The organism is Drancourtella sp. An12 (assembly GCF_002160935.1).
Classification (GTDB): Bacteria; Bacillota; Clostridia; order Lachnospirales; family Lachnospiraceae; genus Sellimonas; species Sellimonas catena.
Genome location: NZ_NFLO01000017.1, coordinates 61831 through 79059 on the forward strand (window position 1 = coordinate 61831; position 17229 = coordinate 79059).

General features: G+C 41.0%; 20 protein-coding genes and 1 pseudogene. 15 read left to right on the plus strand and 6 right to left on the minus strand.

The features are described 5' to 3' along the window. Nucleotides 1-21 precede the first annotated feature (21 nt). Nucleotides 22-1479 (plus strand): ATP-binding protein, encoded by a 1458-nt coding sequence (locus B5E64_RS13540; RefSeq protein ID WP_087168996.1) that lies wholly within the window; start codon nt 22-24, stop codon nt 1477-1479. A 137-nt stretch (nt 1480-1616) separates the two neighbouring features. Here the strand turns inward: B5E64_RS13540 and B5E64_RS13545 are convergent, their stop codons facing one another. The 4 genes from B5E64_RS13545 to B5E64_RS13560 all read right to left on the minus strand — a co-directional run bounded on the left by B5E64_RS13545 (nt 1617) and on the right by B5E64_RS13560 (nt 4413). Next, nucleotides 1617-2126: a nitroreductase family protein gene (locus B5E64_RS13545; protein ID WP_087168997.1), complete on the minus strand. Its 510-nt coding sequence runs from the start codon at nt 2124-2126 to the stop codon at nt 1617-1619. 83 nt (nt 2127-2209) lie between these two features. Continuing rightward, nucleotides 2210-2875, minus strand: coding sequence for a hypothetical protein (locus B5E64_RS13550; RefSeq protein WP_087168998.1), 666 nt, complete (start codon nt 2873-2875; stop codon nt 2210-2212). Beyond that, complete coding sequence (locus B5E64_RS13555; protein ID WP_087168999.1) at nt 2868-3209, minus strand: PadR family transcriptional regulator; 342 nt, start codon at nt 3207-3209, stop codon at nt 2868-2870. Before B5E64_RS13555 ends, B5E64_RS13550 begins: the two co-directional genes overlap by 8 nt. A 178-nt stretch (nt 3210-3387) precedes the next feature. Next, entirely contained in the window at nt 3388-4413 is a 1026-nt protein-coding gene (locus tag B5E64_RS13560; protein WP_087169000.1) for a substrate-binding domain-containing protein, read from the minus strand. A 22-nt stretch (nt 4414-4435) separates the two neighbouring features. On the opposite strand from B5E64_RS13560, the gene B5E64_RS13565 reads away from it, so the two are divergent. The 11 genes from B5E64_RS13565 (at nt 4436) to B5E64_RS13600 (ending at nt 10851) form a co-directional block, all read left to right on the plus strand. Further along, the gene (locus tag B5E64_RS13565) at nt 4436-4849 is read left to right on the plus strand and encodes a hypothetical protein (protein ID WP_242960213.1); all 414 of its coding nucleotides are present in this window, start codon (nt 4436-4438) and stop codon (nt 4847-4849) included. 3 nt (nt 4850-4852) lie between these two features. Next, a complete protein-coding gene (locus B5E64_RS13570) occupies nt 4853-5752 on the plus strand; it encodes a sugar ABC transporter permease (RefSeq protein WP_087169001.1) in 900 nt (299 codons plus the stop codon). Beyond that, entirely contained in the window at nt 5724-6575 is an 852-nt protein-coding gene (locus tag B5E64_RS13575) for a carbohydrate ABC transporter permease (RefSeq protein WP_087169002.1), read from the plus strand. Before B5E64_RS13570 ends, B5E64_RS13575 begins: the two co-directional genes overlap by 29 nt. Before the next feature lie 4 nt (nt 6576-6579). Next, nucleotides 6580-7680 carry a sn-glycerol-3-phosphate ABC transporter ATP-binding protein UgpC gene (gene ugpC / locus B5E64_RS13580; RefSeq protein ID WP_087169003.1) on the plus strand — a complete coding sequence of 367 codons (1101 nt, stop codon included), beginning with the start codon at nt 6580-6582 and terminating at the stop codon, nt 7678-7680. 40 nt (nt 7681-7720) lie between these two features. Continuing rightward, nucleotides 7721-8698 (plus strand): glycoside hydrolase family 32 protein, encoded by a 978-nt coding sequence (locus tag B5E64_RS13585; protein ID WP_343284074.1) that lies wholly within the window; start codon nt 7721-7723, stop codon nt 8696-8698. A 40-nt stretch (nt 8699-8738) separates the two neighbouring features. Next, nucleotides 8739-9071: a GH32 C-terminal domain-containing protein gene (locus tag B5E64_RS18790; protein ID WP_343284075.1), complete on the plus strand. Its 333-nt coding sequence runs from the start codon at nt 8739-8741 to the stop codon at nt 9069-9071. Continuing rightward, on the plus strand, nt 9043-9501 hold the full coding sequence (locus B5E64_RS18795; protein ID WP_343284076.1) for a PfkB family carbohydrate kinase: 459 nt from the start codon (nt 9043-9045) through the stop codon (nt 9499-9501). Before B5E64_RS18790 ends, B5E64_RS18795 begins: the two co-directional genes overlap by 29 nt. Continuing rightward, the gene (locus B5E64_RS18800; protein WP_343284077.1) at nt 9498-10043 is read left to right on the plus strand and encodes a PfkB family carbohydrate kinase; all 546 of its coding nucleotides are present in this window, start codon (nt 9498-9500) and stop codon (nt 10041-10043) included. The genes B5E64_RS18795 and B5E64_RS18800 overlap by 4 nt, the downstream gene beginning before the upstream one ends. Nucleotides 10044-10139: 96 nt before the next feature. Further along, the gene (locus B5E64_RS13595) at nt 10140-10331 is read left to right on the plus strand and encodes a hypothetical protein (protein ID WP_087169004.1); all 192 of its coding nucleotides are present in this window, start codon (nt 10140-10142) and stop codon (nt 10329-10331) included. Further along, nucleotides 10324-10467 (plus strand): hypothetical protein, encoded by a 144-nt coding sequence (locus B5E64_RS18070; RefSeq protein WP_162610192.1) that lies wholly within the window; start codon nt 10324-10326, stop codon nt 10465-10467. Before B5E64_RS13595 ends, B5E64_RS18070 begins: the two co-directional genes overlap by 8 nt. A gap of 24 nt (nt 10468-10491) precedes the next feature. Continuing rightward, a complete protein-coding gene (locus B5E64_RS13600) occupies nt 10492-10851 on the plus strand; it encodes an ATP-binding protein (RefSeq protein WP_087169005.1) in 360 nt (119 codons plus the stop codon). Between the two features lie 164 nt (nt 10852-11015). Here the strand turns inward: B5E64_RS13600 and B5E64_RS13605 are convergent, their stop codons facing one another. After that, a complete protein-coding gene (locus B5E64_RS13605) occupies nt 11016-12290 on the minus strand; it encodes an ATP-binding protein (protein ID WP_087169006.1) in 1275 nt (424 codons plus the stop codon). Nucleotides 12291-12478: 188 nt separating this feature from the next. On the opposite strand from B5E64_RS13605, the pseudogene B5E64_RS18075 reads away from it, so the two are divergent. Beyond that, nucleotides 12479-12592, plus strand: a pseudogene (locus tag B5E64_RS18075) (nucleoside triphosphate pyrophosphohydrolase); the annotation flags it as partial. Between the two features lie 494 nt (nt 12593-13086). Further along, nucleotides 13087-14067 carry a restriction endonuclease gene (locus B5E64_RS13615; protein ID WP_162610195.1) on the plus strand — a complete coding sequence of 327 codons (981 nt, stop codon included), beginning with the start codon at nt 13087-13089 and terminating at the stop codon, nt 14065-14067. Nucleotides 14068-14341: 274 nt separating this feature from the next. Here the strand turns inward: B5E64_RS13615 and B5E64_RS13620 are convergent, their stop codons facing one another. Further along, nucleotides 14342-15217, minus strand: coding sequence for an FRG domain-containing protein (locus B5E64_RS13620; protein WP_087169009.1), 876 nt, complete (start codon nt 15215-15217; stop codon nt 14342-14344). Between the two features lie 436 nt (nt 15218-15653). Between B5E64_RS13620 and B5E64_RS13625 the strand changes: the two genes are divergently transcribed. Continuing rightward, complete coding sequence (locus tag B5E64_RS13625; RefSeq protein ID WP_087169010.1) at nt 15654-17033, plus strand: hypothetical protein; 1380 nt, start codon at nt 15654-15656, stop codon at nt 17031-17033. Nucleotides 17034-17229 lie beyond the last annotated feature (196 nt).

A 17229-nucleotide genomic window follows, 5' to 3' on the forward strand; every position in this document is an offset into this window, starting at 1 on the left:
ATATTATTATGGAGGTGTATTATGGCAATTGTAAGTGATGAACAGGTTATAAAAGTATTGCAACAGTATAATCCGTGGTGGCGTACACCTTCTGCTATAAAGGAAGAAAGTAAGCCTCAAAAGAGGCTGGCATATTATGAAGCTCTGAAAACGCTCACACATAAGAGCATCCGGAGGTTTGCCGTTTTGTCTGGTATGAGGCGTGTAGGTAAGACGACAATTTTATATCAGATTATTGAGCATCTGATTGATGAGGGAGTCAATCCTAAAAACATTTTGTACGCTACTTTTGATAATCCGATTCTGAAACTTGTCAATGTGGAAAATGTGCTGTCCATTTATGAATCTATGTATCCTATCGAAGGCATAAGGTATATTTTCTTTGACGAAGTGCAGTATACTGAAAATTGGGAACTTTGGATGAAGGTGATTTATGATAGCAGAAAGGATATTCGCCTGATTGCCACAGGATCTGCCAGTCCTATTTTAGAAAAGGGTTCTGCAGACAGCGGTACAGGTCGATGGAGTGTTCTCAAAATACCTACCATGTCATTTTATGAGTATTGCAGGTTACTTGATCTGGACTTGCCTCTTCTGCCGGAGGATTTACGTCTATCAGAGCTTCCAGGCTATGGTTTGGCACAACTTGGTGATTTGATGAATAAATTTATTCCGCTGCAAAATCATTTTAACCGTTATCTTATGATTGGAGGCTTTCCGGAGCTGGTATTATCGGACGATGATGCCTATGCCCAAAGGATGCTGCGAGAAGATGTGGTTGATAAAGTTATTAAGCGCGATGTACTGTCGCTATTTAATATACGAAGTCCTTTGCTGATGGAAAAGCTGTTTCTCTACCTGTGTATGAATTCTACGGAGAGTTTTAATGCAACTACCGCAGCCAAGGAATTGGAGAATATCTCGATCACAACAATTGACAGTTATATCAAGGCATTAGAAATGTCCAATCTCATTTATCTGGCAAAGCCGATGAATGTGGGAAGCAAAGGTTCGCTAAAAGGGAAACCGAAAATATTTGTCGCTGATGCGGCTATCCGTAATGCTGTGCTGATGATTGACGATGTACTTTCGGATGAAAAGGAACTTGGTGCAATGGTGGAAACAACTGTTTACAAGCATATGGTTTCCTTCTATCAGGGCAGTCCGGCACAACTGGGATATTTCAGAAAGGCAAAGGATAATCAGAAAGAGGTTGATGTGGTAGTGGAACTTCCTCGCCAGAAGATTCTCTGTGAAGTAAAATATCGTAATCAATCCCACATTGCGGAGACAGATGCCATTGTAGAGTTGTGTAAGGACGAAAAATCCAAAGTAACAAACGCCTTTTTAATCACAAAGCGCCTGGACGATTTTGGTATTACCAGGCACGAAACAATGGTACCGATTTTGCGTGTACCGGCCATTGCATTTCTCTATATCTTAGGTAAGACGGAAGCAGAGGGAAAAAATGGAATTTGACTATTTTGCCTTTGAACAAATATTTTTTGAATGGACAATATAAAAGCCACTTTGTATTTCCCTAAAAAGGAGGGGAGAGACAGAAGGATTCCAAAAGAGAAGCTTTCTGTCCCTCCCCTCCTTTTAGAGTAAAGTTCTTACCGGATATACGTCACGCGGTCCGGGTCGAATCCCCCTCTTGCCGCAGGTGTCTCATCTGCAACGCCGACCGCTACGATTGATACAGGAATACTCTGAGTATTCAAAATTTCCTGGATTTTTTCCACCCGGTCCATGGCAGGATAGCAGCCGCACCAACAGGTGCCGTATCCGAGATCTTTTGCCTGAAGGAGAAGATTTTCAATGGCTGCACCGCAGTCCTGCGGCCAGTAAGGTCCGCATTTTCCTTCCTGGAGATCCGGGCGTCCACAGACAACGATGGCAGCGGAGGCGGTAGTAAGCATGCTGGTGTATGGATGAGATTCCTGAAGTCTGGCCATTGTATCACGGTTGGTAATGACGAAAAATTCCCACGGCCTTGTGTTGCGTGCGCTTGGCGCTATCATGGCAGCTTCCAGCATCTTTTCAAAATCCTCCTGAGGGATCGTAACCTGTTCTTTATATTTGCGGATACTTCTTCTTTCACGGATTACGTCTGAACAATTCATACTAAATTCTCCTTTCCTCTAAAGACAATTTTCTGAACGATTTGATTACGTTTATTATAACGCCGGACATGCCGGGAAGCAAACTAGTCTGTATACGCGGCCAGAAGTTTGTGTATGCAAAAGCAGATCACAAATCCTGCAATGTAGACGGCGATGTGCACGTTCAGAACGGTGTTACGGAACAGGATGGCCGGCGCCATGCAGACCAGGACGGCAAAGAACAGAATCAGGATGAAACGGAAACGGCTCTTCCGGCGTGCCTGTTCGGATTCGTCTTCAAGAGAAGTCTTGCAAATGTACTGTACAATCGCGTAAGAAACGACGAGGATGATCAAGGTTGCGGAAATCGTTCCCGAGGAGACCGGAACATGAACAAGCCCGCCGCCGTTTTGTACGCTGTTAAGAAGTCCGGTGACCATCCAGAGCGGCATCAGAATCGCAAGACCAAGAAACAGAATGTCGGCATGATATGCGATCGTCTGTAAAGGCGTGCGAGGCGGAAGTTCTGCGACAATGCCTTTGCAGAATTCTTTGTAGTCCTCTCCGAGAACTTCGGAAGCAGAAGCCCCTCTTGCAGCTCCCTCCAGCAGCATCCGGGTAATGTCCAGACGAACAAGTTCTACCTGATATTCGCTGATCGGAAAGGATTTCAGATAGACGACAATATCGGTCAGGATCTGTCTTGTCTCTTCCGGAAGCTGCTTTTCATAATGATTATTTTGTTGTTGTAACGCTTTTCTTTTATTCATGATCATTCCCTCCCTTCACATCGGCAAGCAGGGCAGCGACAGCGGCGGATAATTCCCGGTAGCTTGTCAGAAAAGACTGAAACTCCGTCTCCCCATCTTCCGTCAGTGAATAGTACTTGCGCTTCGGACCGACGTCGGACTGACGGTAGGTGGCACGGATCATTCCATTTTTCTCCAGACGCAGGAGAATCGGATAAATGGTTCCTTCCGTAATCTTTCCGAAGCCGTACTGTCCAAGTGCCTCTGAAATTTCATACCCATATGTTTCTCTTTTTCGGATGATGCCAAGGATACAGCCCTCCAGTGTTCCTTTCAACATCTGCGTCGAGATCATAATTATCACATCCTATTTTGTAATACCAAATAGCTTGAGTATATGGTAATACAAAATATCGGATGTGTCAATAGAAACAGGAGTAAATGAGAGAAAATGAGGGAAAGAAGAAAGAAAAAACCGGATACGGCAAGCATCTCCGGTATCCGGTTTCGGAAAAAGTGTCAGGTGAGTAGTGTTATACTGTTGTTTCGCGCCTGATCAATATCGGCGGAATGATCTTATGCACCGGTTCTTTTAACGGTTCCGGCCGTCTTTTCTTACGTTCTGCCATCTGTGCGGACAAAATGTTCATTGCTTCATTGGCGATGACAGAGATCTGCTGGCCAACTGTACTCATAGGAATGACGGCCTCTCTGGAAATCGGAGAATCGTCAAAGCCGATGATCTGATATGTTTCCGGAAGTTTCCCGTATTTTTGAAAGAGAATATTCAGGAGAACATTTGCGTGGGTATCATTAGGCATAAATACCCCTTTCTTCCTGCCGGGATATTTACTTTCAAGCTGATCCACAAGGCCGGAAATCCGTTCTTTGTTTTCTTCAAATGTATTGCCAAGATGCGTAAGAATGAGTTCATAAGGCAGGGAGTTTTCTTTACATGTATCAACAAAACCTCTGATTCGGCCAGAAGCAGGGATCGTGTCCGGAAGATCACTGTTTACATGGATCAGGATATCGCAGTCACTCTTTCTGAGCAGACTTGCGGCCTGTACACCTCCCATATAATTATCTGTATTCACACTGGAGATATACTGGTCTTCCCGCTCAATCCCAACAACAGGGATATTGTAGGAAGCAAGTTCCTGTGAAGGAATCGTTCCGCTTAGAGTAATGAGCCCTTCAATATTGTAAGCGAGGAGCTCTTTTATATATGCCCGCTCTACGTTTGCTTTGTCATTGCCCGCAAATACGAGAAATTTATACTTGTATTTTTCGTATGTAGCCAGGATCTGATTAAGCATCTCTGAATAATAATGCAGGTACAGATTTGGTATGATAATGCCGACGAATTCCGTTTTTCCGCTTGCCAGTATCCTTCCAACCTTATTTTCTTTATAATCTAGTGCTACAAGAGCATCTGCGATCTTCTGCTGATTTTCTAACGTAAGGGAATCCGGATTATTGAAATAGCGGGAGATCGTTGTTTTGGAAAAGCCGGTATAGGATGCAATATCGGCAAAAGTGACCGTCTTTGTTTTCATGTAGTAATCCCTTCCTCTCTTCATGATAAAAATAAATGACAACTGGGACGGCGGAACTTATACGCCGACAGGTTCCTGGGCATTTGCCGCATCATCGGAGACTGAGAACATTGAAGGAGCGACCGAGCTTGTCAAATGGATGAGCGGTGTGGACAGCGGGATCCGGATCTGGGAGATGGCGAAAAGCTTTCCGTCCACCTACGGGGCATTCGAGAGCATCGATGTTTTCCAGACGGACGAAAATTACAGCGCACTATATGAACAGCTGAGTACTTATGGCCACCCGCGGCCAAAGACGCCGGTATACCCGCAGGTGAGCACCTCTTTTCAGGAAGTGCTTGAAAGTGTGGCACTTGGCGGAAAAGACGCCTCGTCCGAACTTGACAAGGCGGTGGAACGAATTGATGCGAAACTGGAACGTTATACGAGGAAATAAACAATGAAAAAGAAAAATTCAATTATGGGAATGGCGTTTTTCGGACCTGCACTTGTACTGCTCACGTTGTTTTTGTTCCTGCCGATGCTTCTGACTTTCGGATTCAGCTTCACAGACTACTTTGCGCTGAACCCTGAGCTGACACATTTTGTAGGGCTGGAAAACTATATTAATATTTTTAAAGACGAATTGTTTGTACAGTCATTTTTGAATACTGTAAAATTTGTAGTTATCATCGTGCCTCTTCAGTGCGGCGGAGCGCTGCTGCTTGCTCTTGCGATCAACAAAGCCGCGCACTGTAAGAAATATTTTAAAGTTGCGTTTTTTGTACCTGTTGTAATGTCTCTGGCTGTTGTATCTACTTTATGGATGCAGATTTACAGCCCAGAAGGGATACTGAACACACTGCTTGCGAATTTCGGAATTGACACGCAGCCGTTTATCCACAGTGCAGACCAGGCGCTTCCGTCTATTGCCATCATGAGTGTGTGGCAGGGTGTAGGATATCAGATGATCATCTTCCTTGGCGGTCTGCAGAATATTAATCCGGCACTCTATGAGGCGGCGGAGATGGATCATGCAAGTGCATGGCAGAAGTTCAAAGATATTACGCTTCCGGAACTGAAACCTCTTTGTATCTTCGTGTTCATCACGGTTACAATCGGCGCGTTCCGTATGCTGGTTCAGCCGATGGTTATGACCGGAGGAGGTCCGGATCATTCGACCTACACGATCGTCTACGATATTTACGAGACAGGTACTGTGAACTGGGAAATGGGTCTTGCGTCTACGATGGCAGTTGTATTTACCGTATTTGTCGTAGTGCTGACGATTATTCAAAATGTATTGACTAAGGACAAGGAGGAGAGAAAGCATGTTAACAAAAAAGCAAAAGCGAATTAACTGGATCCTGGTAGCAGTACTGCTGATCCTGTCAATCTTCTTTCTGTTTCCTGTCATATGGATGCTGGCGAACTCCTTTAAGCCGGATGCGGCAATCACCGCTGACATGAATTCGGTTGCGGCATTTATCCCTCCGGCACCTGACGGAAATTTCTTTGAAAACTATGTTTCCATTATCACCGATACGAGCTTTTTGAGATATATGGCGAATACGCTCTTTTATGCGGCAATTCTCATTCTTTTAAGTATTGTGGTAAATGGACTTGCAGGATATGCGCTGGCAAAAATCAAGTTTCCATTCCGTGACCAGTGGCTTATGATTATCATTATGCTGCTGATTGTGCCGACAGAGACAGTCATCACCATTCACTTTCTGATTATTGCAAAGGCAGGGCTGCTGAATACAATTGTAGGATATATTCTTCCGCTGATTGTGAATCCCTTTAATATCTTTCTGTTCCGTCAGGTGTTCGTAAGTCTGCCGGACGATGTGTATGAGGCGGCACAGCTTGACTTCTGCGGACCGGTAAAATACTTTTTCACCATGGTTCTGCCTATGTCCAAGACAGTTGTGGCAACAGTCAGCGTATTCACATTCCTGAATGTGTGGAATGACTACCTCTGGCCATCGCTGGTATTTACATCCAGTGATCTGCTGACGGCCCAGATTGGCCTGAACTCAATCACATCGAATGAAAATACAACGATGGGACAGACACTTGCAGTTATCACTCTTGTTACGATTCCGGTTATTATTATCTACTCTCTGTTCTCAAAACAGATTGTGGAAGGCGTAACATCAACAGGTTCAAAGGAAGGATAAGAAGATGAGTTTTATAGAATTTAAAAATATTTGTAAAATGTATCCTGGATCAGATAAAAATACAGTAGAAAACTTCAACCTTGATATTGAAGAAAAAGAGTTCATTGCTTTTGTAGGTCCGTCCGGCTGCGGAAAATCCACAACATTACGTATGATTGCCGGATTTGAGGAGATCACCGGAGGAGAACTCTATATTGACGGGAAAAAAGTGAATGAAGTGGCGCCAAGAGACCGCGGCATTGCCATGGTATTTCAGAACTACGCTCTGTATCCGCATATGACGGTGGAGAAAAATATCGGATACGGATTGAAAAATATGAAGATGCCGGCGGACCAGATTAAGAAAAAGGTCGACTGGGCGATTGGTATCCTTGGACTGGAAGAATACCGCTATCGTAAACCGAAAAATCTGTCCGGAGGACAGCGGCAGAGAGTTGCTCTCGGGCGTGCGATTGTAAAAAATCAGAAAGTGTTCCTCATGGATGAACCGCTCTCAAATCTGGACGCGAAACTTCGCGTCAGCATGAGGACGGAGATCAGCAAGCTCCACAGAGAACTGGGGGCAACCACAATATATGTTACGCATGACCAGGTGGAAGCAATGACCATGGCAGACCGGATTGTTATTATGAAGGACGGAATTATCCAGCAGGTTGGAAAGCCTATGGAACTTTATGATCATCCGAAGAATCAGTTTGTCGCCGGATTCATCGGCTCCCCTCAGATGAACTTCTTTGATGTCACTGTTTCCGGAAATACGGTGAAATTCGCCGATGGAAATACAATCACTTTATCAGAGGGAATGGCAAAAAAACTGGGTGGACACCAGGGTGAAATGGTACTTGGAATCCGCGGTGAGGATATCAAGATGGATGCCCAGAATATGGATCTTCACAGTGACAACCGGCAGTATGCGGTCATCACGGATACGGAAGTGATGGGGAATGAAAACAACCTGTACTTCAACTTCGGCGGAACACAGGCAGTGGCGAGAGTATCGAAATATGAAATCAGTCAGATCGGGGACCGGATTGATTTCGTGTTCATGCCGTCAAAGATGCATTTCTTTGACAAGGAGACGGGAATCAACTATACGGAAATGTGATCCCCGGTCAAACAAAGATAAGATAGACATGGAGGAAGCTATGAAAAGACAGCGATTGCACTTGAAAGCGCCGGATAACTGGATCAACGATCCGAACGGCTTCATATTCTACAAAGGATATTATCACCTGTTTTATCAGTATTTCCCGTATGAACCACGCTGGGGAACCATGCACTGGGGCCATGCAGTGAGCAGGGATCTGGTAACATGGGAACATCGGGGAGTGGCACTTTATCCATCTACCCACGAAGACAGGAACGGATGCTTTTCCGGAAGTGCTATAGAGGAAGACGGAAAACTGTATCTTGTTTATACCGGTGTACGCTACGAGGTTGTGAATCCGGAAGATCCACATACGTGTCTGGATGAACAGTTCGAATCTGCCCAGCTTATGATTACTTCCGAGGACGGATTCCACTTCGACAATGAAAAGGGGAAAACAGTCATCATTCCTCCGGTCACGGATAAAAAGATTGGCGACCGGACACATACGAGAGATCCCAAAATCTGGAAAGGAAAAGACAGATGGTATCTGATTCTGGGAAGTACAATGGAAGAAAAGTATGGAGAGGTCCTTTTTTACCAGAGTGAGGATCTGCATACATGGACCTATGTGAATAAAGCATGGAAAGGCCCGGATTATGGATGGATGTGGGAATGCCCGGATTTCTTTGAAACAGAAGGGGGCGGCGTACTGATGGTTTCCCCGATGGGACTGCTTAAAAACGGAGAAAAAGAGAAAAATCAGTCAGTATGCTTCCCGGTGGAATTTACGGAGAGTACCTGCCAGATGGAAATACCGGATCAGTATCAGTTTACAGATTATGGAATGGATCTGTATGCCCCTCAGACCACACGTGACTCGGAGGGCAGGAGAGTGATGGAAGGCTGGATCCCGGATGCCGAAACCGGCGGAAGAAGGCTGGATTGGGATGTTCTGCCTGCCGCGAATTGTAGAGAGAAAGGGAAATCATATTTATTTCCGAATACATCCGAATGTGAGGGAGGCATATTCTAAAGAAATCACAGATATTTCTTGTGCTTCAGAAGACGGATACATGGCGGTATTTGATCTGGAGGACGGGGAGCAGGCAGATATCGGCGGTTTCCTTATCAAAAGAAAAGGAAACAGGATTCAAACAGATCGGACAGCAGTATATCCTTCCATTAAGGGAGCGCATCTTGTATCTGAGACACCGGAACTTACAAACGGATGTCGGATTGAGGTACTGGCAGATAAGAATCTGATTGAAGTTTATATCAATGACGGAGAGTATGTGATCAGTAATGCAGTGTATGGAATCGGCGATTTTATTAAGGTAAACATTGAAAAAACAGTACATCTGTATACACTGAAGGAACATGATGAAAGAACACGGGGAGAGGAGTAAGGCGGACTTTGGTTCTGCTGCAGGGACTATGAAAAAATATGATGTGACAGCACTGGGAGAACTGCTGATTGATTTTACAGAAAACGGGGTCAGCGGTCAAGGCAATCCCTTGTTCGAGGCAAATCCCGGAGGAGCACCCTGTAATGTCCTTGCCATGCTTTCAAAGCTTGGACGAAATACAGCTTTTATCGGGAAAGTCGGGAAAGACGTTTTTGGAGAACGGTTGAAGACCGCTTTGGAAGAAGCGGGAATCGATGCTCAGTATCTTCGTATGGATGAAAAGATCCATACGACCCTTGCTCTTGTGCATACATTTCCGGGTGGGGACAGGGAGTTCTCCTTCTATCGAAATCCAGGAGCAGACATGATGCTTACAGAAGAGGAGATTCCGGAAGAGCTGATCCGGAATTCCAGAATTTTTCATTTATGACCCATGAAAAGGTAAGGAATGATACCAGAAAAGCAGTACAGATCGCAGAACAAGCTGGATGCATGATCTCCTTCGATCCAAACCTGCGGGCACCCCTCTGGGACGATCTGAATGAGGCAAGAGAGCAGATACAATGGGGATTGAAGCACTGCCATATTTTGAAGATCTCAGATAATGAAATTACCTGGCTGACCGGGAAAAAGGACTACACAGAAGGTGTGGAGTGGCTGAACAACAGATACCGGATTCCGCTTGTACTTGTATCTATGGGAAAAGCAGGAAGCAGAGCTTACTATAAGGGGAATATGATAGAGGTACCTCCGATTCTACGGGAGGACACGATAGAGACAACCGGAGCCGGGGATACATTCTGTGGATGTATACTGAATGGGATTCTGGAAAAGGGGCTGGAACAACTTACAGACGAATATTTGAAAGAAATGCTGATGTTTGCCAACAGCGCAGCTTCGGTGATCACAACAAGAAGAGGTGCATTGCGCGTGATGCCGTCAAGAGAAGAAATCGAGGGAAATTTTAGTTAATATTGACAGAGCTCGTAAAGTCCTGGTTTTAGAAGGCTTTACGGGCTTTGTTTTTTGTCCGGCAGTGTCAAAATTCGTTTTTCAAGAAAAGGCGTTATGCAAGTCCTGACCGCCCATGATGTTACCTGGATGAGAAGAGACAGTTTCTGCCGGGATCAGCATGTAGCAGAACAGCCGGAAGAAGTCCCAGCGATGCCGGTCAAACCCCGGATTTTTCAGATAGAGCCACCCAAACAGCACTCCGGAGTTGAAAAATTCAACTTTGAGGAGGGCCTGTGGGATGAATGAATCAATACTTGAAAGAATCCAGTCCAATGCAAAGGCACTGAAGATCGATCTTTATGCAGCAGAGCTGGCCAGCTATGCCGATGAAAAAGAACTCACGCCGGAAGCTCTGGAGGCAATCTGTGGAGTTTTTGAATAACTGGAGCAAAAAAAATACGACTCCATGGTCCACACAATGCTGAAGCTCAGCAAGCTTCCGATGAACGAACCAAAAACCTTTGAAAGATTTGATTTCAGCAGGCTCCATGGAAAACATGTGCAGTCGCTGAAAAATCTCTCTTCTCTGTCTGCTCTGTATGCAAGAAAAAATCTGGCATTTATTGGGCCGCAGGGTGTAGGCAAAACTCATCTGGCCATGGCTTTTGGACGGGAATGCTGCCTGAAAGGATATAAGACTTATTTCTTAAGGGCAAGCGAACTCAACCAAAAGTTGACGGATGCAAGGAAACACGGCCGGGAGGGGGCTGTCATCAACGGGCTGGTATCGCAAAACATACGGAGTATAAAAACGCGTAACTGTTAATAACATACATGATGCATTGGCGATTTTAAATTGACTGAGATTGGCGTTTTTTATCCGACTCTGAATGGCGAGAATCGCCCGACGCTAACAATGGTAAAAATTCTCACGAAGAACATAGAAAAAACGAGGGCTGTTCGGTCCTCGTTTCTTCTGAAAAATACTGATTAAATGAGCCAAACGGGTACATACCAGTTCTTTTCGTCCACAGGCAACAGATCGTTTGCCATACAGACCACACTTCCGGTTCCAATTTCAACCTTTAAAGACTCTAATCCTCCGAAAGACGATTCCCTGCTAACGGGTTCCAATACCTTGAAATTTTTAATCGCGGCCTTACCCGGTGACGCCGATTTTTTGATCTCTATTGGAGAAAGAATACCATTTTGATATAGCAACAGGTCGATTTCTTTCTGGTCTTTATCTCTGTAATAGAAAATAGGCGGCTCTTTTCCTGCGTTCAGATAACTCTTATAAATCTCTGAAAAAACATAGCTCTCAAAGAACGCCCCGGACATGGCGCCCCTTTCCAGGGCTTCGGGATTGCCCCATCTTAAAAGGTACGATGCCAGGCCGGTGTCCAGGAAATGGATCAATGGCATCTTTACCACCCGTTTAAGTGCATTGTTGTGATAAGGCTGTATAAGCGTAATGATATGAGATGACACCAAAATAGAGAGCCACTTTTTGGCCGTTGGAGCTGAAATGCCCGCGGCACTCGCCAGTTCTTCATAGACAACAGGTTTTGAGGTCCACGCAGCAACAATCGTCATAAAATTGTAAAACTGCATTTCATCCGCAACCTGTGCCAGATCCCGAATATCCCTTTGCAGATAGGTGTTAACATAGGAGCGGTAATAAGTTTCCCAATCCACATTTTCATCTGCATAGAGTTCCGGCATAGAACCTTTGAATATCCTGCGGTAGATCTCATTCAAATCTCTTTTTCTTTTTACAGGCAAACGCTCCATCAAATATCCGGCTTCTGTTTGGAAAGGCTTGCTCGGTTCATGGTAGATTTCCGCATCGGATAATCCCAGCAGGTTCACGATCCCAACCCGTCCGGCCAGACTTTCGCTGACATTTTTCATAAGGCGGAAAACTTGCGATCCTGTGATCCAGAAATCACCTTTTTTCTTAGAACGGTCCACACTCATTTTGATGTAGGGCAATAGCTCTGTTGCATACTGGATCTCATCAATCAATACCGGTGGGGAATACCTCTGTAAAAACAGGGCAGGATCGTGTTTTGCCAGGTAGCGGACATCAGGATCATCCAGAGTCACATATTTACGCTCTATGCCTTCGCTTTGCTCTGTCTCTGACATCCTTTGCAATAAGGTCGTTTTTCCAACCTGTCTGGGGCCGGTTACCAGCAGCACCGGAAACATTTTGGACACCCGTGCAATCGTATCTTCCACAGCTCGTTTGATATATGCCATGACAATCTCTCCCTTCGGTTATAGTATAGTCAATTTCATTTAGAATATTCGTCCAAACCAAATTATAATTTTATTATAGTCAGAATTTCATAGATTGTCAACGAAATCTCTGGCTAAACCAAAATGTAATTTTCGTTTAGCCGGATCATTCACCGCAATTTAAGTGGGTATATTCTAACTAATCTAACCAGGGGATTATTGATAAAATGGCGCAGCGGCATCCACATGTGTTCGGGAATGCAGTCGTGCTGGGTTCAGGTGAAGTGCTGACCAGATGGGATGAAATTAAGAAATGGGAGAAGGCGGGAAAAGGATGGACGGAAGCATATCTGCCGGAGGCGTTTGAGGAGTAAAAGAGTTGATTGAGGAAGAGAAGAAGAGTATTTGGCATATGTGTCATCCATTGGTGATCAGCCGGATAGTATCGAAATGCGATATGAGGATGAAAAACAAGGTAAAATTTACCCTTTTAAAAGTTCTAGCCATAAAATTTAAAAAAAATAGCACTCACCTCTTGGCTCGTTTGGGGTGGTTTTGTCCTGTGGCGTCAGAGCCCGTAAAGCCTTATTTTACAAGGCTTTTGCGGGTTCTTACTTTTTGACTGGGAGCGTCAAAAATCGTCATTTTGAAAGAAAATGGTGTAGTAAATGGTGTAGTAAAAAGTATGATGATACACAAAAATCAATTGGCCAAAATTGATCAGTTTGATAGAATTAATTATGGACTAGTGCTGTAGATATGAAGAGGTAAAAGAAAAATTATAACCAGTAATACATATATAAAGGAGAAAATAATGATGAATGCAAGAGCAGGTTATCTATTCGAAAATTATGTGGCAAAATTATTTGAAGAAGCAGGATTTTCTGTGATACAGAACTATGAATTGGAACGAGAATCAGGAGATATTGATATAGTTGCTAAAAAAGATACAAAAATTTATTGTGTGGAAGTAAAGTATGCAAAGATTATGGAATCAGTTTTGGGAGAAGTATGTTTAGTTGCAGAAAAAGAGAAAATGATCCCAGTGTTAGTAACAGCTTGCTGCATTAACGAGAACAAAAAACAATATTATAACCAACTATATCCTCAATTAATCTTAATAGATGTGGCAAATTTATTGTTCGCCGTAAAATACAGAGTCGAATTATATAATGAGTTAGTAGCAATATTACCATATCCAGTTGATAACATTGAGGTAAAAGAAGGTTTTATTAGAATTGATAATCTACAGCACGATGATTATATAAATTCATTAATCAAAGAAATGGAATTATGTAGAGCTGGTAGAAACACATTTACAAAATATGAAGAATTATGTTGTAAATTACTAAAAAATATTTTTTCAAATGATTTAACATTGTGGAGACAACAACAAAATTCAAATAATGATTTGTATAGGTTTGATCTCCTGTGTCGTATTAAGGAGGGAAATCAAAAGAGCTTTTGGTCAATAGTTGAGAGATATTTTAATTCTAAGTATATAATTTTTGAATTTAAAAATTATAGAAACCCTATTACTCAAAAAGAAATATACACAACAGAAAAATATTTATATGCAAAGGCTTTGAGAAGTGTAGCTTTTATTATTTCAGCGAATGGTTATGATGAAAATGCGTATTGGGCAGCAAAGGGAAGTTTGAGAGAAAATGGAAAGCTTATTATTTTACTTGATACTAATGACTTAATTGCAATGAATAAACTGAAAATTAGTCAAGAAAATCCTGCTGAGTATTTATTGGATAAGTTAGATAATCTTCTTCTAGATTTAGAAAAATAAAGTTTGGATATAATACATGCACAAAAATCTTAGAAGAAACACAGCATTCCTCAGTGGATAGGCCTATTGGTATTGGTGACACTTTTTGCAACAGTTTTGTCAGCTTGTTTTGGGGTATGATGGAAGAAACCGAAAATCTTTATTTTACAAAGTTTTTGCGGATTCTTACTTTTATGTTGGAATATCAAGAATATCATTATCAGAAAAAATAGTATACAGATAATAATTCTTGTAGAGGACAAGCAAGCCAGTGGGGTGATTACTAGTTCTAATTTTATGATGTTGGAAAAAGAAAACTTTCTGTTATACCCTTTGAAGAAAGCTGATATAGAAATTGAGGTTTGATATCTTTGGGAATGATTATTTTTACTAAAAAGTCTCCATTTCTTAATTCATCTGGAGTAACAGCTGAATGAGGGTTAAATTTGTTTTTACCGGCTTGCGAAAACCAACGATTGGTTGGTGTTAAAGGTTTCGAAAATTCAACGCCGCATACATAAAAGCATCCTTGTTGTCTTTGTAAACGGACATTGTTATGATAGCTAGAGCTGTCTGGTAAGACCATAAAACCATGATCCAAAAAAGATATAATAGCACCGTTTAAATCCTCTATGTTCAAAAATCGTTCTCTAAATTCAGGATGAGATTGCAAGATTATTTGTGAAAAATCTTGCACTGAAATTTCGTCTTTTCCCTGTATATGAGTTAGTTCACTCAATACGGTTGCAGTGTACCATTCTGCTTTGTGAGGAAGATAGGGATAGATGTATAAAGCTCCGTTTTTATCGTTGTGTCCCGAGCAGGCAAAATAAATTGCAATATCAGGATTAAATGTAAAGTCTATAAAACGTGTACTTTGATGATAGTGCTGAATATATGCAATCGTTCCAAAAAGAGATAGATTTTCTTTTGGCGGCATATAAATCTCTAAAAGTTTTGATTCTTTAATGTTAGAGCGTATTAAACTTGGAGTAATATCCCATGCACTATTACTTTGGCCTCTAAAAAATGTATATGTCCGTGGTTCCTCATCGATTAAATTTGGATAAGAAAAATTATGAAATTTTATATATCTCTTAATAGTATCATATATTTCTTCAATTGAAGATACAGTTACTTCTTGATATATGTTAATGCATTGATAATTCATAGGTGTATTCTCCTTTTATTTTAAGTTTAGTTTAAAAAGTATTTATTGTCAATCTGAGCCGGTTTTGTGAGAATGCCTGAAAATTATTGTTAGGGGATTGATAGTGACAAGAAAACGTTGAGTTAAAGCATATCAAGGAAATATTAGAATTGCGTTATCGTGGATATTGTATGTGAAGCTAAACACAGAATTCATATTGTAACATTGTATTTAGAAACTGAGTAAAAAAATAAGGTTTCGATATGAAAAGAAAAATGTACACATGAGTATGGGAGATAAGAAGATGGATAAAAATAAGTGATAGAAAAAAGCCTAGGGGTTTGGTAAAATTAAGGTGAATTAGATTGTTAAAATTAAACACAAATTGTCGGGAAATAGAGAGTTTAGCTATAAGCGAACATATAACGAAAAATCCTCTATAAAGAAGTAGAAAAATATGGAGGGAGAAGAAGTGAATAATAAGCAGACAGATTTTTATGGTAAATTTGAATTCAAAGGAAAAAGTTATCCATTTTTTTATAAGGATTCAGTGGTGACTATTATTCAACAACCATGGGAGTATAATAAAGACTTTAAAGATGTAACTGAGGTTGAGAAAATTGAAGGATTGACAAATAGCAATAAAGTAATTGTTTTTCTTCAGTGCAAATTTCGTGGAGGGAGTTATAAAGAAATATTCAGTAATATCATTTTTTCGACAAAAGGTTTTATTTTATTTGATAAATGTGATTGTCCATTTGAATGTATTGAGTTTGAATCTGAGGCATTAAATACTTTTTATCCACCTATCCAGTTGATAGATAAAGAGGCGTTATTGGATGAAGGAGCATATAAGGTAAAAAAATACGATGAAACAACACAACATTTTGAAACTCTGGTGAATTATGAAAAGATTAAAATGGAATTATCAATTCCCTGGATATTTAATCTCCAACCAGAGAATAGAACTATAGGTGAAAAATATTCAGTTTGGAGAATGATATTTGAAACTCCAAAGCAAAGTGAAAATATCGTAAAATACTATTTGTATTTGTTGGATTTTTTGATATTCGTCAATTTTAGAAAAAATGTAACAATTGAACATTTTAAGCTATATAGGATAATAAATTCTGAATATGTTAAAGTAGGCATAGGAAAATTTTTTTCCAATCAATCTGGTTTTGATGCAAAAGCGGAAAAATCTATTATATTTAATGATCTAACGAAAGAAGAACTTAGTCGTCTTTTTTCATGTATTGCTATGCAAAGAAAAGAGAATAGTTATAATGATTCATATATACCTCAAAGAACAATAAAATATCATTCATTCAATTGGATTGATTGGCTTAATACTGCATTAAGTTTTGAGGGGGAATATTGTAAAAAGTATAAAGACTTGAAAGCTCAAAATGATCCCCAATTTGCTGTCGCCAAAGAAGAAATATTAAAATTGATTGATAATAAAATTATTGAATCAGGTGTTTCAAAAAATAATAAAAAAAATAGTGCATGGTTGAAATTTAAACATTTAATTGAACATACAGATACGCGTTTAGAAGAAAAATTTGCATTTTCATTAAACCATTTTTCAGATGAAATAAATGCTATAAAGGAACAGCTTTTAAAGAAAATGGAACTATCTGATGATATTAACTTATCTTATGAGTACGCAAATTATAGAAATCATCTAGCGCATGGAGATATAGTATCTATGGACGATGCTAATATAGTGAACTTCAGTATTATGCGTATGTTTATTTATTGTTTTATACTAGAACGAGCAGATATTTCAAAAGCTACGAGAAAAAGGATTGTAGAAAAACTATTTTACATATAGGAATAATAAAAATTTAGTATATGATTTTTGAGCTTCTATTGGGCTGCAAATTGGATAAATAATATAAAAAACTAAGACTTCCCATACCTGAAATGGGCTTCGCTCCTTGAAAATTCAATATTTCAGCTGACAAAATAGTGATTTATGCCCCTATAGACTCTGGATGGAGTGCGTTACGCAGATATTTCGGTAGTCT

What these genes read in the sequence shown, in the direction of transcription:
- B5E64_RS13620 (WP_087169009.1), bottom strand. Translation starts at nt 15,217, where the DNA reads ATGAATTATCAATGCATTAACATATATCAAGAAGTAACTGTATCTTCA.
- B5E64_RS18795 (WP_343284076.1), top strand. Translation starts at nt 9,043, where the DNA reads ATGATGAAAGAACACGGGGAGAGGAGTAAGGCGGACTTTGGTTCTGCT.
- B5E64_RS13595 (WP_087169004.1), top strand. Translation starts at nt 10,140, where the DNA reads ATGCAAGTCCTGACCGCCCATGATGTTACCTGGATGAGAAGAGACAGT.
- B5E64_RS13545 (WP_087168997.1), bottom strand. Translation starts at nt 2,126, where the DNA reads ATGAATTGTTCAGACGTAATCCGTGAAAGAAGAAGTATCCGCAAATAT.
- B5E64_RS13615 (WP_162610195.1), top strand. Translation starts at nt 13,087, where the DNA reads ATGAATGCAAGAGCAGGTTATCTATTCGAAAATTATGTGGCAAAATTA.
- B5E64_RS18790 (WP_343284075.1), top strand. Translation starts at nt 8,739, where the DNA reads ATGGCGGTATTTGATCTGGAGGACGGGGAGCAGGCAGATATCGGCGGT.
- B5E64_RS18070 (WP_162610192.1), top strand. Translation starts at nt 10,324, where the DNA reads ATGAATGAATCAATACTTGAAAGAATCCAGTCCAATGCAAAGGCACTG.
- B5E64_RS13560 (WP_087169000.1), bottom strand. Translation starts at nt 4,413, where the DNA reads ATGAAAACAAAGACGGTCACTTTTGCCGATATTGCATCCTATACCGGC.
- B5E64_RS13570 (WP_087169001.1), top strand. Translation starts at nt 4,853, where the DNA reads ATGAAAAAGAAAAATTCAATTATGGGAATGGCGTTTTTCGGACCTGCA.
- B5E64_RS13605 (WP_087169006.1), bottom strand. Translation starts at nt 12,290, where the DNA reads ATGGCATATATCAAACGAGCTGTGGAAGATACGATTGCACGGGTGTCC.
- B5E64_RS13555 (WP_087168999.1), bottom strand. Translation starts at nt 3,209, where the DNA reads ATGATCTCGACGCAGATGTTGAAAGGAACACTGGAGGGCTGTATCCTT.
- B5E64_RS13550 (WP_087168998.1), bottom strand. Translation starts at nt 2,875, where the DNA reads ATGAATAAAAGAAAAGCGTTACAACAACAAAATAATCATTATGAAAAG.
- B5E64_RS13585 (WP_343284074.1), top strand. Translation starts at nt 7,721, where the DNA reads ATGAAAAGACAGCGATTGCACTTGAAAGCGCCGGATAACTGGATCAAC.
- ugpC (WP_087169003.1), top strand. Translation starts at nt 6,580, where the DNA reads ATGAGTTTTATAGAATTTAAAAATATTTGTAAAATGTATCCTGGATCA.
- B5E64_RS13540 (WP_087168996.1), top strand. Translation starts at nt 22, where the DNA reads ATGGCAATTGTAAGTGATGAACAGGTTATAAAAGTATTGCAACAGTAT.
- B5E64_RS13565 (WP_242960213.1), top strand. Translation starts at nt 4,436, where the DNA reads ATGATAAAAATAAATGACAACTGGGACGGCGGAACTTATACGCCGACA.
- B5E64_RS13575 (WP_087169002.1), top strand. Translation starts at nt 5,724, where the DNA reads ATGTTAACAAAAAAGCAAAAGCGAATTAACTGGATCCTGGTAGCAGTA.
- B5E64_RS18800 (WP_343284077.1), top strand. Translation starts at nt 9,498, where the DNA reads ATGACCCATGAAAAGGTAAGGAATGATACCAGAAAAGCAGTACAGATC.
- B5E64_RS13625 (WP_087169010.1), top strand. Translation starts at nt 15,654, where the DNA reads ATGGAGGGAGAAGAAGTGAATAATAAGCAGACAGATTTTTATGGTAAA.
- B5E64_RS13600 (WP_087169005.1), top strand. Translation starts at nt 10,492, where the DNA reads ATGGTCCACACAATGCTGAAGCTCAGCAAGCTTCCGATGAACGAACCA.